At 67.9% G+C, this 13,772-nt stretch carries 16 protein-coding genes, 1 tRNA gene and 1 pseudogene; 10 read left to right on the top strand and 8 right to left on the bottom strand.

The genetic code is table 11. From position 1 onward, the window contains the following. Positions 1-57: 57 nt before the first annotated feature. On the bottom strand, positions 58-549 hold the full coding sequence (locus tag BM199_RS06405; RefSeq protein WP_091671090.1) for a YajQ family cyclic di-GMP-binding protein: 492 nt from the start codon (positions 547-549) through the stop codon (positions 58-60). A 119-nt stretch (positions 550-668) separates the two neighbouring features. On the opposite strand from BM199_RS06405, the gene BM199_RS06400 reads away from it, so the two are divergent. Next, positions 669-750: transfer RNA gene (locus BM199_RS06400), tRNA-Tyr, on the top strand. A gap of 146 nt (positions 751-896) precedes the next feature. Further along, complete coding sequence (gene cax, locus BM199_RS06395; RefSeq protein WP_177242496.1) at positions 897-2,045, top strand: calcium/proton exchanger; 1,149 nt, start codon at positions 897-899, stop codon at positions 2,043-2,045. Between the two features lie 13 nt (positions 2,046-2,058). Here the strand turns inward: cax and BM199_RS06390 are convergent, their stop codons facing one another. Next, a complete protein-coding gene (locus BM199_RS06390) occupies positions 2,059-2,691 on the bottom strand; it encodes a cob(I)yrinic acid a,c-diamide adenosyltransferase (protein WP_091671084.1) in 633 nt (210 codons plus the stop codon). Positions 2,692-2,815: 124 nt separating this feature from the next. Here BM199_RS06390 and BM199_RS06385 point away from each other — a divergent pair, with 124 nt between their 5' ends. Then, on the top strand, positions 2,816-4,531 hold the full coding sequence (locus BM199_RS06385; protein ID WP_091671568.1) for a BCCT family transporter: 1,716 nt from the start codon (positions 2,816-2,818) through the stop codon (positions 4,529-4,531). 45 nt (positions 4,532-4,576) lie between these two features. Here BM199_RS06385 and BM199_RS06380 read toward each other — a convergent pair whose 3' ends face one another. Continuing rightward, positions 4,577-5,194: a flavodoxin family protein gene (locus BM199_RS06380; protein WP_091671081.1), complete on the bottom strand. Its 618-nt coding sequence runs from the start codon at positions 5,192-5,194 to the stop codon at positions 4,577-4,579. Between the two features lie 60 nt (positions 5,195-5,254). Between BM199_RS06380 and BM199_RS06375 the strand changes: the two genes are divergently transcribed. Next, positions 5,255-5,488 carry a DUF6480 family protein gene (locus BM199_RS06375; RefSeq protein ID WP_091671566.1) on the top strand — a complete coding sequence of 78 codons (234 nt, stop codon included), beginning with the start codon at positions 5,255-5,257 and terminating at the stop codon, positions 5,486-5,488. Positions 5,489-5,560: 72 nt separating this feature from the next. Here the strand turns inward: BM199_RS06375 and BM199_RS06370 are convergent. Continuing rightward, a pseudogene (locus BM199_RS06370) lies at positions 5,561-6,430 on the bottom strand (ABC transporter permease); the annotation flags it as partial. A gap of 5 nt (positions 6,431-6,435) precedes the next feature. On the opposite strand from BM199_RS06370, the gene BM199_RS06365 reads away from it, so the two are divergent. Genes BM199_RS06365 through BM199_RS06360 form a run of 3 tightly spaced genes read left to right on the top strand, consistent with a single transcriptional unit; the run spans position 6,436 to position 7,444 of the window. Further along, complete coding sequence (locus tag BM199_RS06365; protein ID WP_245788225.1) at positions 6,436-6,855, top strand: histidine kinase; 420 nt, start codon at positions 6,436-6,438, stop codon at positions 6,853-6,855. Continuing rightward, on the top strand, positions 6,741-7,037 hold the full coding sequence (locus BM199_RS34450; protein WP_245788193.1) for a sensor histidine kinase: 297 nt from the start codon (positions 6,741-6,743) through the stop codon (positions 7,035-7,037). Before BM199_RS06365 ends, BM199_RS34450 begins: the two co-directional genes overlap by 115 nt. A gap of 35 nt (positions 7,038-7,072) precedes the next feature. After that, the gene (locus BM199_RS06360; RefSeq protein ID WP_091671076.1) at positions 7,073-7,444 is read left to right on the top strand and encodes a thioredoxin family protein; all 372 of its coding nucleotides are present in this window, start codon (positions 7,073-7,075) and stop codon (positions 7,442-7,444) included. Between the two features lie 9 nt (positions 7,445-7,453). On the opposite strand, the gene BM199_RS06355 is transcribed toward BM199_RS06360, so the two are convergent. The 4 genes from BM199_RS06355 to BM199_RS06340 all read right to left on the bottom strand — a co-directional run bounded on the left by BM199_RS06355 (position 7,454) and on the right by BM199_RS06340 (position 10,523). Continuing rightward, on the bottom strand, positions 7,454-8,233 hold the full coding sequence (locus BM199_RS06355; RefSeq protein WP_091671073.1) for an IclR family transcriptional regulator: 780 nt from the start codon (positions 8,231-8,233) through the stop codon (positions 7,454-7,456). Between the two features lie 136 nt (positions 8,234-8,369). After that, a complete protein-coding gene (locus BM199_RS06350) occupies positions 8,370-9,311 on the bottom strand; it encodes a PDR/VanB family oxidoreductase (protein ID WP_091671069.1) in 942 nt (313 codons plus the stop codon). Further along, positions 9,304-9,483: a hypothetical protein gene (locus BM199_RS06345; protein WP_091671066.1), complete on the bottom strand. Its 180-nt coding sequence runs from the start codon at positions 9,481-9,483 to the stop codon at positions 9,304-9,306. Before BM199_RS06345 ends, BM199_RS06350 begins: the two co-directional genes overlap by 8 nt. Beyond that, positions 9,480-10,523 carry an aromatic ring-hydroxylating dioxygenase subunit alpha gene (locus BM199_RS06340; RefSeq protein WP_091671064.1) on the bottom strand — a complete coding sequence of 348 codons (1,044 nt, stop codon included), beginning with the start codon at positions 10,521-10,523 and terminating at the stop codon, positions 9,480-9,482. The genes BM199_RS06345 and BM199_RS06340 overlap by 4 nt, the downstream gene beginning before the upstream one ends. Positions 10,524-10,769: 246 nt before the next feature. Between BM199_RS06340 and BM199_RS06335 the strand changes: the two genes are divergently transcribed. The 3 genes from BM199_RS06335 (at position 10,770) to BM199_RS06325 (ending at position 13,713) form a co-directional block, all read left to right on the top strand. Beyond that, entirely contained in the window at positions 10,770-12,221 is a 1,452-nt protein-coding gene (locus tag BM199_RS06335) for an MFS transporter (protein WP_245788192.1), read from the top strand. Positions 12,222-12,295: 74 nt separating this feature from the next. After that, complete coding sequence (locus tag BM199_RS06330; protein WP_091671061.1) at positions 12,296-12,514, top strand: dodecin; 219 nt, start codon at positions 12,296-12,298, stop codon at positions 12,512-12,514. Between the two features lie 80 nt (positions 12,515-12,594). Beyond that, positions 12,595-13,713, top strand: coding sequence for an epoxide hydrolase family protein (locus tag BM199_RS06325; protein WP_091671563.1), 1,119 nt, complete (start codon positions 12,595-12,597; stop codon positions 13,711-13,713). Positions 13,714-13,772 lie beyond the last annotated feature (59 nt).

Below are 13,772 nucleotides of genomic sequence, written 5' to 3'. Positions count from 1 at the left end.
AGCGGTGACCCCGGCGACGGCGAGTCGACCGGGGCCGTGCCCCTGTGTCGTGGCTGGCTACCGGTAGTTGGTGAACTGCAGCGCGATCTCGAAGTCCTTGTTCTTCAGTGCCGAGATGACGTCCTGCAGGTGGTCCTTCTTCTTGCCGGACACCCGGAGCTGGTCGCCCTGGATCTGCGCCTGCACGCCCTTCGGGCCCTCGTCGCGGATGTACTTGGCGATCTGCTTGGCCTTCTCCGACGAGATGCCCTGGATGATCTTGCCGTTGATCTTGTAGACCTTGCCGGAGATGGCGGGCTCGCCTGCCTCGAACGCCTTCAGAGAGATGTTGCGCTTGATCAGCTTCTCCTTGAAGACCTCGACGGCGGCCAGTGCGCGCTCCTCGGTCTCCGACTCGATCGCGATCGCCTCCTCGCCGGACCAGTCGATCTTGGTGCCGGTTCCTCGGAAGTCGAAGCGGGTGGACAGCTCCTTGCTCGCCTGGTTCAGCGCGTTGTCCACCTCCTGGCGATCGACCTTGCTCACCACGTCGAATGACGGATCCGCCACGTGCTCACACCTCGTTCGTCGGCCTGTCGGGTCGGCCCAACCCTAGCTCCGGCCCGGGGGTGGTCGTTGGGCCGCCACCGTCTTATGTACGATAGTTCGTGGCTGGCACGCCCGGCCATGGCGAGTTGCCCGAGCGGCCAAAGGGATCTGACTGTAAATCAGACGGCACTGCCTTCGAAGGTTCGAATCCTTCACTCGCCACACCGGCCAGAACGCCCCGATGACCTGCACAGACAGGCCACCGGGGCGTTTCTCGTATGTACGGCGTCACTCCGACCGCCCCACGTTTGCTCCTCGCGAGCCCGGGTAGGTCTTCTCGCGCGCAGGCGATCGAGCGGGGTGGTGTCGTGGGCGAGCAGTCCGGTTCTGTCATGGAGCGCCTCAACATTCGCGGACGCGACGTGCGACTGCTGTCGTTCGTGGTCGCGGCGGTGCTCGCCACCTTTCTCTCGCGGCTCTTCGGCATCGGGCATGTCGTCACCTTCGCCGTCAGCGCGGTGGCATTGGCGTTCCTGGCGCGGCTGATCGGTGTCGCCGTGGAGGCGGTCGGGGACCGGCTCGGTCCCAACCTGACCGGGGTCGTGCAGAGCGCGTTCGCCAACCTGCCCGAGCTGTTCGTCGCGCTGTTCGCGCTGAACGCCGGGCTGATCGGAGTCGTGCAGGCGGCGATCGTCGGCTCGATCCTGGCCAACGTGCTGCTCATCCTGGGGCTCGCGTTCGTCGTGGGCGGGCTGCGCCACGGTCCGATGCGGTTCGGTGCCCAGTCGGCGAGGCTGACCGGCCTGATGCTGCTGCTGGCGGTGGCGGCGCTGCTGGTCCCCTCGCTCACCGCGGCCCTGCACAGCCCGGCCGCGGGCCACGAGGACTGGTTGTCGCGAGTGGTGGCAGTGGTGCTGCTGGTCCTGTTCGCACTCTCGTTGCGCGCGACGGCGAGCAAGCAGGCCGGCGACGAACAGCCACGCGGCGAACTGAAGGATCAAGCGGCCGCCGAGCCGAAGTCACAGCAGCAGGAGTCAGGAGAGGGACCACCGCCGCAGTGGCCGTTCGCCCTGGGAATCGGGGTGCTCGCTGCGGCCGGGGTCGGCGCCGGATTCATCTCCGACTGGTTCGTCGAGGCGCTCGAGCCGACCATCGAGGCCCTGAACATCAGCCAGGCGTTCGCCGGTCTCGTCATCGTCGCGATCGCGAGCAACGCGGTGGAGAACGTCGTCGGCGTGCAGCTCGCCTGGCAGAACAAGCCGGACTACGCCGTGTCGGTGATCCTGCAGAGCCCGTTGCAGATCGCGCTCGTGCTGGCGCCCGTTCTGGTGCTCGTCGCGCCCCTGCTCGGTGCGGCCACGTTCACGCTCGTGCTGCCACCCTTGCTCGTCGCCGCACTGGTGATGGCAGTCGTGCTGACCGTCGTGGTGGTGCTGGACGGCGAGGCGATCTGGTTCGAAGGCGCAGCGCTCATCGCGCTCTACGCGATCATCGCCACCGCCTTCTGGTGGGGCTGAGTGTGCCTGTGCGTCAGGTCTGCGCCGTGGCATCGTCCTCAGTGGGCAGTAGGCCGACGCGCGCCGTCAGCCCGGGTTCCCACATGGTGTCGCCGTGTTCCGAATTGGCCGCGCGGGCAAGTACGAACATCAGCTCGCCCAACCGGTTGAGGTAGCGGCCGACCAGGGTGTTGACGTCGCCACACTGCTCCACCGCTGCCCAGGTCGCGCGCTCGGCGCGCCGCACATCGGTGTAGGCCCGATAGAGCATCGCGCCGCCCAGGGTGCCGCCCGGAACCACAAAACTGCTCAGTTCAGGCAATTCGGAACTGAAATGCCGGCACGCCTCCTCGACCCGCCGGATGTAGTCGTCGTCGATGCGTGTCTGCCGGTCGCCACGCCTTTTCGTCGGCGTTCCGAGGTCGCCTTCCACCTCGATGAGATCGTTCTGCAGCCGGGCCAGCACGGTCGCGACATTCTTCGGAAAGGCGCCGCCTGCGAGTGCCACCCCGATCGCCGTGTTCGCCTCCTCACAGGCGGCGTAGGCAGCGATCCTGGGATCCGTCTTCTCGACACGACTGCGATCACCGAGAGTGGTGAAGCCCTCGTCCCCCGTCCGCGTGTACCGCGGGGTTTCGGTTTCGTCAGCTTGCTCGTGAACGGCCATACCTCGAAAGCGTAGCCATCAAGCCACGACATCGCTCAAGACGTGGTTTTCCTTGCCGGTCAACGGGTACACCGGCCACCGGCAGCACGTCACCGGTCCGAGCGAGCAGCACCGCGAGGGAAACATGGCAGACGCAACAGAGAAACCCCGTATCGATCGAGTGGTGTTCGGCATCTCGCTCGGTCTGATCATCGCGTTCTGCGTTGTCGGCGCGATCTTTCCTGTCGGCGTCGGCGAGGTCGGGTCGGCGATCCTGTCCTGGCTGGTCGCGGATCTCGGATGGATCTACGTGCTGGCCGCGACCGGCTTCGTGGTTTTCGCATTCTGGCTCGTGCTCAGCAAGTACGGGCGTATTCCCTTGTCCCGTGACAACGAACCGCCCGAGTTCTCCACCTCTTCGTGGATCGCCATGATGTTCAGCGCGGGTATGGGGATCGGACTGATCTTCTTCGGCGTCGCGGAACCCATCGCCCACCTCACGGAACCCGCACCAGGTCTGGACGTCGCGCCCTCGTCCGAGGAGGCCACCCGCCATTCCATGGCCTACACGTTCTTCCACTGGGGACTGCACCCGTGGGCAATCTATGCCGTGGTGGCACTCGCGCTGGCCTACTCGACGTTCCGGAAGGGCCGGGGCAATCTGATCAGCTCGCCGTTCCAGTCGCTCGTCCGGGACAAGGAGGTCGAGTACACGTGGTGGGGGCGGTTCGTCAACATCTGGTCCATTGTGGCGACCAAGTTCGGCGGTGCTACCTCGCTCGGCCTCGGGGCCCTGCAGATCGCCGGTGGGCTGGCCCTGGTCACCGACCTCGGCGGAGGCTTCACCGAAGGCCGCGGCTCCAAGGGAGCGGCGTTCTTCGTCATCTTCGTGCTGGTCACACTGGCGATCATCTCCGCGATCAGCGGAGTGAGTCGCGGCATCAAATGGTTGTCGAACACGAACATGGTGCTAGCCGCGCTGCTCCTGCTCTTCGTGCTGATCGTCGGGCCGACCGTGTTCATCTTCGACCTGATACCGGCCTCCATCGGCGCCTACCTGTCCAACCTGGTGCCGATGAGCTTCTCGGTTCCGCTGTTCGGTGGCACCGAGTGGTTCTCCAGCTGGACGATCTTCTACTGGGCCTGGTGGATCTCCTGGACACCGTTCGTCAGCACGTTCATCGCCCGCATCTCCCGCGGCCGAACGGTTCGGGAGTTCGTCGCGGGGGTGCTGTTCGTGCCCACCGCGGTTTCGGCGCTCTGGTTCACCGTGCTGGGTGGGGCCGGGCTGGATCTCGAGTTGAGCGGGGCCGACATCTCGGGCAGTGGCGGCACGGCCCAGCAGTTCTTCACGGTGCTGCAGAACTACCCGGGATACACCGCCACCGGCATCATGGTGATGATCCTCGTGGCCATCTTCTGGATCAGCGGCGCCGACTCCAGCGCACTCGTGCTGGCCACACTTTCCTCGCACGGCGCGCGGGAGCCGAACAAGTACCTCGTCGCGCTGTGGGCAGGCCTGAGCGCGGCGGTTGCGGCGGTACTGCTCTACGTCGGCGGACTGGGAGCCCTGCAGACGTTCACGGTCATCGTCGCCGCGCCGTTCGTCGTGGTGATGGTCGCGCTGTGTGTCGCGCTCATGGTCGACCTGCGCCGCGATCCACTGCGAGAACGCCGGGCCGGACCTGTTCGCCGCGGAAACGTCCCGCCGACGGACGAGGCCATCACCGAAGCCGGTCAGACCGACGCGGGCAAGAACGGGGAGGAGAAGAAGCAGGGCACACCGGCAAAGCCCACGGCACCACCCTGGGCAGGCGAGCCCCCGCTCCCCGCCGGCACCTCTGGGACGGACACTTCGTGAGCGCTCGGCGTCGACCTTGATCGCGCGTGACCTGCCCTGCCCGGCTCAATCCGCCGGATACTGCTGCGCCTTGAGCAGGCGGGCCAGATGCGCCGCGTTCGCCGCGAGGGACTTCGTGGTCGAAGCCACGGCCTTGGGTGTCTCGGCGAGTTCGACGTAGTCCTTCGGGTGCATCGCCTCGCCGTTCCAGTAGGTGCTGCCCTGCGCCGGAATGGTGAACCCGATGTCGTTGAGTGCCTGGAACGTGTCCGCCACGATCTTGTGTGCACCGTCCTCATTGCCCACCACCGCGGCGACCGCGACCTTGCCGTACATCGACGGCCGACCCTGCTCGTCGGTCTCCGACAGCTCCGCGTCCAGTCGCTCCAGCACCCGCTGCGCAACGCTGGACATGTGCCCGACCCATGTCGGCGTCGACAGGATCAGGATGTCGGCCAGCCGCAGCTTCTCGCGCAGCCACGGCCACTCGTCCCCCTTGCCCATGTCCGGTTTCACGCCGGGATGGATCTCGTGGTCCACCACGCGAACACACTCGCTGTCGACGCCGTGCTCTCCGAGGGCGTCAATCACCTGTTGCGCCATCAGTTCACTGCTCGACTCGGCAGGCGTGGGCTTGAGGCTGCAGACCAGGGCCAATGCGCGGAGATCACTGTTCGAAGTCATGCCGGCGGGTACCCGGACCGCCGCCGATTGAACAACCGGATCGAGGGGTACCCGCCGTTCATGACTGCGCAACCGCCGGACCCCGATCCGAAGGACACGGCAGGCCTCGAGCCCGGCGGGGGAGTACGGCCGGGCGACACGCCGCCGGACTCCGCCCAGGTGTCCGGGGTCAGTCACCAGGAGCCACAACGATCCAAGGCGGGGCCGATCATCGGCATCTCCGCCGCGGTGCTCGTCATCCTGATCGGCGTCGGCTTCTTCGTGGCCTATCTGCTGAACCTGCTGGGTAACTGAGCCAGACCGGCCCGGTGACGCCCCCGACTCGCGACCCGCTCCGGACCCCGACAGACGCCACCGGACCGGTACTCAGGCGAGTGCCTCCGTCGGCGTGAGCCGGGATGCCCGCACCGCCGGGTATGCCCCCGCCACCGCGCCGATCAGCGCGGCCGCCGCGACGCCCCCGAGCGCCGCCACGATCGGGATCTCCACCGGCCACTGCTGGCTCAACGCGTATCCCGAGGTCACCAGCACCCCGAGCAGCACCCCACTCACGCCGCCGAGCAACGAGAGCAGCACGGACTCGGCGAGGAACTGTCCCCGGATCTGCCGCCGCGTCGCCCCGAGTGCTCTGCGCAGCCCGATCTCCCGCCGTCGTTCGAGCACGGAGATCACCATCGTGTTCGCGACGCCGACACCTCCGACGAGCAGCGCGACCCCACCGAGTCCCAGGAACAGCGAGCTGTAGGCCGAGTCGGTCAGTTCCTTGGCGGCCAGCGCGTCCGACGGCCTGCTGACCTCCACCTCGTTCGGGCTCTGCGGGTTCAGCGTCGCCCCGAGGACCCGTTGGACGTCCTCGACCGCGTGCTCCTCGGCCCGCACGTACACCGTCGTCGGATGCTCGTCGAAGCCGAGATGTCTCGCTGCCGCGCCCCAGCCGACCAGCGCCGACCGGTCGATCTCCGGTGCCAGCGTCACCGGGTCGAGGATGCCCACGACGGTGAACCACCGGTCGCCCAGCCACACCTGCGGCGGTCGCGCCGCGTCGACGCCGGTGATTCCCAGCCGCGATGCCGCCAGTGACCCCAGCACCACCACCGGGTACTCCGAGTTGGCCGGGTTCAGGAACGTTCCGTCGTGCACGGTGCCCTCCAGCACGTCCAGCAGGTCCGGTCGCGCGGGCACCACCGACAGCCCCGACGTCTCCTGTTCGTCGATCAGGTTCGTCCGCCGGACCGCTCGCCGTGCAGCGCACCCTTGTCGAGGTCGCACTGGCGAATCCGGAGGCCGACCTGGAGCTGCGCAGGCTCGCGACCCACCTGCTGCACAACGGCGAGCGCAGCGAACGGCTGATCGACGGGTTGCTCACGCTCGCGCGCAGCGACCGAGGGCTCTCCCGCCGGATCCCGGTGCGGCTCGACGAGCTGGTGGGCCGGCTGCTGGCCGGCGTGGGCGAGCTCGCCAGGGATCGGGGTGTCACCGTCGACGAGGCACTGCGGCCCTGCACGGTCTCCGGCGATCCGGTCCTGCTGGAGCGCCTTGTCGACTGGTGCGCAACGGCGTCCACTACAACGTGCGGGGCGGGTCGGTCACCGTCGAGGTCGGCGTCGATTGCTCGCTGGTGGTCACCAACACCGGACCGGAGGTGCCCGAGGAGGAGATAGCCGGCCTGTTCGAGCCGTTCCGCAGGCTCGGGAGCGAGCGGCTGGCCGATGCCGCCGGGGTGGGTCTCGGACTGTCCATCGTGCGCTCGGTCACCCACGCCCACCAGGGTGAGGTGCGAGCCGAACCGGGGCCGGACGGCGGCCTGCGGGTGGAGGTGCGGCTACCCCCGATCGCCGGTTGACGGAATTGTGTGCACGCTGGAAGTGTTATCCAGTCATGAGCACAGTCGAGCTGACCACGGATAACTTCGACGAAATCGTCTCCGGCAACGACTTCGTTCTGATCGACTTCTGGGCGAGCTGGTGCGGCCCGTGCCGGCAGTTCGCCCCGGTCTACGAGCGGGCTTCGGAGAAGCACGACGACGTCGTCTTCGCCACCGTCGACACGGAGGCGCAACCGCAGCTGGCGGCCGCCTTCGACGTCAAGTCCATCCCGACATTGGCGGTGATTCGCGACAAGGTGCTGGTCTTCGCCAACCCCGGTGCGCTGCCGGAGAACGCACTCGAGGACGTGATCGGGCAGGCCCGCGACCTCAACATGGACGAGGTCCACAAGGAGATCGCCGAGGGCCAGGCCAAACAGGACTGAACTTTCGCCTCACCGGCCGGGGCCGAGGGAGCGCGAGATCCCGCGGGCGGCGGCCTGCACGAGTGGGGCCAGCGCGAGCGGTTGTGCACCCTCGGCCCGCACCACGAGCGACACCGCGGCGACCACCTCGCCGCCCTCACGGATCGGCGCCGCCACCGACAAGGCGTCCGTGGTGACCTGGCCGTCGCTGACGACGTAGCCGTCGCGCCGCGTCGCCGCGAGCATCGAGCGCAGCCGCTCCGGATCGGTGACGGTCTTGACCGTGTAGGCGTGCAGCGGCGCGGTCAGCGCCTGCTCCTGCACCTCGACAGGGGCGTGCGCGAGCAGCGCGAGTCCCACCCCGGTGGCGTGCAGAGCGAACCGGCCGCCGACCCTGGTGAGCACAGGAACGGCGTGTCTGCCCGCGATCCGCTCGACGAACACCAGTTCCAGGCCCTCCCGCACGGCAAGCTGCACGTTCTCGTGCGTCACCTCGTACAGGTCCTCAAGGAACGGCATCGCCACCTCGCGCAGCCGCAGCCCGCGAGGTGCCAACGAGGCGACCTCCCACAGCCGTAGCCCCACCCGGTAGCGGCCGTCGCCGTCGCGCTCCAGCGCGCCCCACTCCAGCAGCTCCCTGGCGCGCCGATGGGCGGTGGGCAGGGAGATCCCGGCCCGGCGGGCCAGCTCGCTGAGCGTCAGCGCCGGGGTGGTCGGAGTGAAGGCGGCCAGCATCGCGAGCACCTTGGCCGTCACCGACCGCCCGTCCGCCGCCTCACCGACTGCACCGTCCACCACGCCCTCCTCCATCCCGCACGGCGACACCACCACTCGCACTTTCCCGGGAAAGTGCGAGTCCGAAAATTCGCGTCCCAGGTCACCGGCTTGCCCCATCGCACTTTCCCGGGAAAGTGCGATACCCGGCGCACACGGTCGGCCGCATCGGCTACAGGTCGAGCACGAGTTTTGCGCATTGTGCCCGGGAGACACAGATCATCATGGTCTCGCCCGCCTCCCGCTCCTGCTCGGTGAGCAGCGAGTCGCGGTGGTCGGGGGTGCCCTCGACGACGTCGGTCTCGCAGGTCCCGCAGGTACCCTCCCGGCAGGAGGACAGCACCTGGACTCCGGCGTCCTCGACGGTTTCCAGGATGGAGCGATCGGACGTCACCGTCAGCGTCTTCCCGGACCGCGCGAGCTCCACCTCGAACCCCGCGCGCGGCCCGTTGTCCGCCACCGCGGCGAAACGCTCCACGTGCAACGCGCCCGGTGGCCAGCTCCCGCACCGCTGCTCGACGGCGGCCAGCAGTGGTTCGGGCCCGCAGCAGTACACCGCCGTCGCCGGATCCGGCGCGTCGAGCAGGGCGTCGAGATCGAGCAGCCCCGTCTCGTCCTGCGGGCAGACCGTCACGCGGTCGCCGAACTCGGCCCGCAGCTCGTCGGCGAACGCCATCGAAGCGCGGGTGCGTCCGCCGTAGACCAGTCGCCAGTCGGCGCGGGCCGCGTCGGCGGCGGCGAGCATCGGCAGGATCGGCGTGATCCCTATGCCACCCGCCAGGAAGAGGTAGCGCTTGGCATCGACGAGCGCGAAGTTGTTGCGCGGCCCGCGAATCCGCACCCTGCTGCCCGGCACCAGCTCGCTGTGCACTTTGGCCGAACCGCCTCGGCCCACTGGCTCGCGCAGGACCGCGATCCGCAGTTCCGTCCGGTCGGCCGGGTCGCCGCACAGCGAGTACTGGCGTTCCAGGCCCTCGTCCAGCAGGAGGTCGATGTGCGCGCCGGGCTCCCAGGCCGGGACGGGATCGCCGTTCGGATCCCGCAGGGTCAGCCGCACCACTCCGTCCGCGACCTGTTCCCTGGCCGCGACGAGGAGTTCCCTGCGGTCACTCATCGCCACCCTCCGGATGTCGCGGATGGGCCAGCAGCCAGTCCCACAACACGATCGGGTCCTCGGCCTCGTGCTCGGCCCCGCAGTGACACACCCCGACCAGCCGGTCGGTGCCCAGTCGCCAGTGGATGCGGAAGATGGTGTCCCCGCTGAGCATCTCCGCCCTGACGGTCATGCCCGGACTTCCTGTTCCCGCTCGATCATCCGCTTCAGGAAGCGCCGGGCCGCGAGGCCGCCGGTGTCGATGTTGATGCTCAGCTCCTGGTACCCGTCGGCCTCGGCGGCCACCACCTTCTCCAGGATGTCCAGCGCCGTGACGTCCTGGAGCACCACGGTGCGGTTGTTCTCCCGCAGGAACTCCGACACCCCCTCGTCCTTGAGAGCGAAATCCCTTGCCACGGCCCAGAAGTCGTGCGTGCTGTGCTCCGTCTCGGGCGTGATCGCGTAGACGACCTCGACATGGAAGGCATCCGGGTCGCTGCCGTCCTCGCGTGGCAGTACGCCGACCGGGGCGATCCTGCTGTGCAGCAGGTACAGGCACGGCGGGTGGTACTCGATGTCCTGCCACCGGGTGATGCGGCCTTCGAGTCCGGTCGACTTCGAGTAGAACGCAGGGCACTCGGCGTCGTCCATGTGCCTGCTCACGTAGATGATCTCCCGCTCCTCGTCCACCTCCGTGGTGATCGGGGTGCTCGCCACCTCCGGCGTGCCGATGTAGCCGCCGTGCAGGTAGGTCTCGTGGGAGAGGTCCATCAGGTTGTCCACCAGCAGCTCGTAGCGCGCGGCGAGCGGTTCCATCCCACTGACGGTGGCGTAGCCGGAATCGGCGAGCCATGGTGCGCGGGGGATGCGGGCGGTGTCGGCCCGCGCGGGATCGCCGATCCACACCCACACGAAGGAGTCCTGCTCGATCACGGGATAGCTGGGCACTCGCGCGGTGCGTGGCACCCGGTTCTGGCCGGGAACAGCGACGCACGTGCCGGTGGTGTCGTAGGTGAAGCCGTGGTAGCCGCACACGATCCGGTCGCCGTCGAGGTTGCTTTCCGAGAGCGGGAATCGGCGGTGCACGCAGCGATCGGCGAGCGCGACCGGCTCGCCGGTTTCGGTGCGGTAGAAGACGATCGGCTCGCCGAGGATCGTGCGCGCGAACAGTTCGCGACCGATCTCCCTGCCGTAGGCGGCGACGTACCACTGGTTGCGGGCGAATGTCGGCATTGACTCCCAGCGCTCCTTCGGTGGTGGGTGAGCTGTGCTCGACACCGTCGGGGGAGCGGGCCTGTGATCGCCATCGCTGTTTTCATTGAGTGAAAGGAATTCGTGCTTCCCGCGCAGGTTTCCGCGGCCGCTCACGCAAGCATTGACACCGTCGGGTGACATCCTTATGGTCCTCGATTGTTCGCTCTCGTCACAGTAGTTCACTATGCGAACACTGGACTTGTTCACCTCAGCGGAGAGGCCGTCATGAGTGCTCCCAGTCCGACCCCGTTCCTGCCGACGCGAACGACCGGCGGTACGCCCTATCGCGGTCTGTGGGTGATGCTCCTGCTGGGCTGGGTGGTGAGTTACGCCGACCGGACCCTGACCGGGCCCGTGGTCAGCTGGATGATCGCCAACGAGGTCGGCTTCATCGGTGAGGCGACGGACCCGCGCGCACTCGGCGGCCTGGTCGGATCGCTGTTCTTCACCGGCTACATGCTCACCCAGTACCCCGGCGGCAGGCTCGGGGACCGGTTCGGCCACCGCGAGATGATCGTCGTCTCGCTGCTGTGGGCGGCGGTCATGACGGCGGTGTCCGGCCTGGTGGTCGGGTTGATCGCGTTCGTCGGTGCGCGCGTCCTGACCGGGCTCGGCGAGGGTGTCTTCTACTCCAACGACCGCACACTGATCCTCACCCACACACCGCCCCGCCGCCGGACCCTCGGTCTCGGCGTGGTGATCTCCGGACTCTCCATCGGCCTCACCGCGGGCATCATCGGCACGCCGCTGCTCATCAGCTGGGGGTCCGGGATGAACCTGGGCGATGAGGCCTGGCGGGTGCCGTTCCTCGTCTTCGCCGTCGTCTCGGCGATCGTCGGCTTCGGTTGCTGGGCCTTCTTCCATCGCAAGCTCGGCGGTCGCCTGCGGATGGGACCGCCGCTGCTGCGCCTGCTGGTCGTCTCCGCCCCGCTGCTCGCCGCCGTGCTGCTCCTCTTCGTCGTCGCGGAGAAGCTGCGCTGGCCGACCTGGGCGACCGCGCTCGGTTCCGGTGCGCTCGCCGCTGTCGTCATCGCCGTGATCGTGCTGCGCCTGCGCCGCACCGCCGAGGCCGCCACCCTGCTCGGCCGCGACATCGTGATCGTCTACATCGCATACACCGCCATTCTGTGGAACCTGTGGTTCTTCAGCTTCTGGTCCGTCGAGATCGTCCGGGAGACCGCCAACAGCTCACTGCTCGCGGCAGCGTTGACCGCGGCGTTCAACGCCGGGGCGGGCATCCTCGGCTTCCCGGTCGGTGGTTGGCTCGCCGACCGCGCATTGCGCAGGGGGCAGGGCAGGAAGCCGTTGCTGGTCTCGTTCACGGTGATCTACTCGCTGCTCGTATTCGCGTTCGCACTGTCCATCAGTGACGGTGAGAAGCCGTCCCTGCTGTTGCTCGGTGCCCTGTTGTTCGTGTCCGGCCTGTTCTTCAACGCACTGCAGCCCATCGCCCAGGGCATCACCGGCGATCTTGTGCCCGAGTCGCAACGCGGTTCGGCGTTCGGGCTGCTGAACCTGATCTCCGAGATCGGTGCGGTGGCGAGCCCCGTGGTCAGTGGCGTGTTGCGCGACGTGACCGGCAGCTGGGCGGTCGGCACCTGGGTCGCGGGCGGGATCATGCTGACCTCCGCGGTGCTGTACCTGTTCGTCCGGGAACGCACACCCGCGCTCGCCTGACCGGGTGTTCGCGCACTGCGTCGGGCGGGTTCGCGTCGCACACTGGGAGGCCACCGATCGAGTTGGAGGCAGCCATGTCCGACAAGACCTATCGCGTGACCGAGATCGTCGGAACCTCGTCCGAGGGCGTCGACGACGCCATCCGGGGCGGACTCAAGCGCGCGGGGCAGACACTGCGCGGTCTCGACTGGTTCGAGGTGACCGAGATCCGCGGCGTGATCGACAACGACGACATCGGGTACGTGCAGGTCGGCATGAAGGTCGGCTTCCGGCTCGAGGAGGCAGGCTCCTAGCTGACCGGAATCGCGGAAGTTTTCCGGAAGATGCGGGCATTAGGAAGCTGCTGTTCCTAATGCCCGCATAGCTTGTGTTCATGACGAAGAGCAGCGAGATCCACCCCTTCCGCATCGACATTCCGCAGGCCGACCTGGACGACCTGCGGGCCAGGCTGGCCGCCACCCGCTGGCCGGACGAACTGCCCGGCGTCGGCCGGGACTACGGCGTGCCGCTGACGGAGGTCCGGGAACTGGCCGAGTACTGGGCGAACGACTTCGACTGGCGCGCCCAGGAGCGAAGGCTCAACGAGTTTCCGCAGTTCGTCACGACCATCGACGGACAGGACATCCACTTCCTGCACGTCCGCTCCCCGGAGCCCGACGCGCTGCCGTTGATCCTCACCCACGGCTGGCCCGGGTCCTTCGTCGAGTATCTGGACGTGATCGGCCCACTGACCGACCCGCGCGCCCACGGCGGCGATCCGGCGCAGGCGTTCCACCTGGTCATCCCGTCCATGCCCGGCTTCGCGTTCTCCGGTCCGACCCGGGAGCGCGGGTGGAACCGGTACCGCATCGCCGCGGCATGGGCGGAACTGATGGGCAGGCTCGGCTACGACCGCTACGGAGCGGTCGGCAACGACGGTGGCTCGTTCGTCTCGCCCGAGGTGGGCCGCATCGATCCCGAGCACGTTGTCGGCGTGCACGTAACCCAGATCTTCTCGTTCCCTTCGGGCGACCCGGCCGAGTTCGCGAACCTCAGCGAGCAGGACCTCGCCGCGCTCGAGCACCTGAAGTGGTTCAACGACAACATGTCCGCGTTCAACCAGTTGCACGCGCAGCAGCCGCAGACGCTGTCCTACGCACTGCTCGACTCGCCGGTCGGTCAGCTCGGCTGGAACGCCCAGTTGTTCGGCGGGCTCGATCCCGACTTCATCCTGACCAACGTCGCGATCTACTGGTTCACCGGAACGGCCAACTCCGCGGCGCGCATCTACTACGAGGACGCGCACGCCGAGCACCCGACCGAGCCGACGACCGTCCCGATCGGACTCGCGATGGCACCGGGCGACTTCCAGTCCATCCGCCCGTTCGCCGAGCGGGACCACAAGAACCTCGTGCACTGGACCGAACTCGACGGTGGTGGGCACTACACCGCACACCAGGCTCCCGACCTGCTCGTCGCCGATCTCAGGAAGTTCTACGGCAACCTGACGTGACCCACGAGGATGCCGCGGGCGGATGGCCCGCGGCATCCTTGTGGTCTTGTTATTGGTTT

Source organism: Amycolatopsis marina (assembly GCF_900111885.1).
In the GTDB taxonomy this organism is placed as follows: domain Bacteria; phylum Actinomycetota; class Actinomycetes; order Mycobacteriales; family Pseudonocardiaceae; genus Amycolatopsis; species Amycolatopsis marina.
Note: the sequence above shows the minus strand (reverse complement) of the source record. Positions and strands in the feature narration are given on the sequence as shown.

Coding starts and splice junctions, on each gene's coding strand:
- BM199_RS06390 (WP_091671084.1), bottom strand. CDS start 2,691: ATGGCCGTTCACGAGCAAGCTGACGAAACCGAAACCCCGCGGTACACG.
- BM199_RS06340 (WP_091671064.1), bottom strand. CDS start 10,523: ATGCCGACATTCGCCCGCAACCAGTGGTACGTCGCCGCCTACGGCAGG.
- BM199_RS06360 (WP_091671076.1), top strand. CDS start 7,073: ATGAGCACAGTCGAGCTGACCACGGATAACTTCGACGAAATCGTCTCC.
- BM199_RS06345 (WP_091671066.1), bottom strand. CDS start 9,483: ATGACCGTCAGGGCGGAGATGCTCAGCGGGGACACCATCTTCCGCATC.
- BM199_RS06355 (WP_091671073.1), bottom strand. CDS start 8,233: ATGGAGGAGGGCGTGGTGGACGGTGCAGTCGGTGAGGCGGCGGACGGG.
- BM199_RS06350 (WP_091671069.1), bottom strand. CDS start 9,311: ATGAGTGACCGCAGGGAACTCCTCGTCGCGGCCAGGGAACAGGTCGCG.
- BM199_RS06380 (WP_091671081.1), bottom strand. CDS start 5,194: ATGACTTCGAACAGTGATCTCCGCGCATTGGCCCTGGTCTGCAGCCTC.
- BM199_RS06335 (WP_245788192.1), top strand. CDS start 10,770: ATGAGTGCTCCCAGTCCGACCCCGTTCCTGCCGACGCGAACGACCGGC.
- BM199_RS06330 (WP_091671061.1), top strand. CDS start 12,296: ATGTCCGACAAGACCTATCGCGTGACCGAGATCGTCGGAACCTCGTCC.
- BM199_RS06325 (WP_091671563.1), top strand. CDS start 12,595: ATGACGAAGAGCAGCGAGATCCACCCCTTCCGCATCGACATTCCGCAG.
- BM199_RS06375 (WP_091671566.1), top strand. CDS start 5,255: ATGACTGCGCAACCGCCGGACCCCGATCCGAAGGACACGGCAGGCCTC.
- BM199_RS06385 (WP_091671568.1), top strand. CDS start 2,816: ATGGCAGACGCAACAGAGAAACCCCGTATCGATCGAGTGGTGTTCGGC.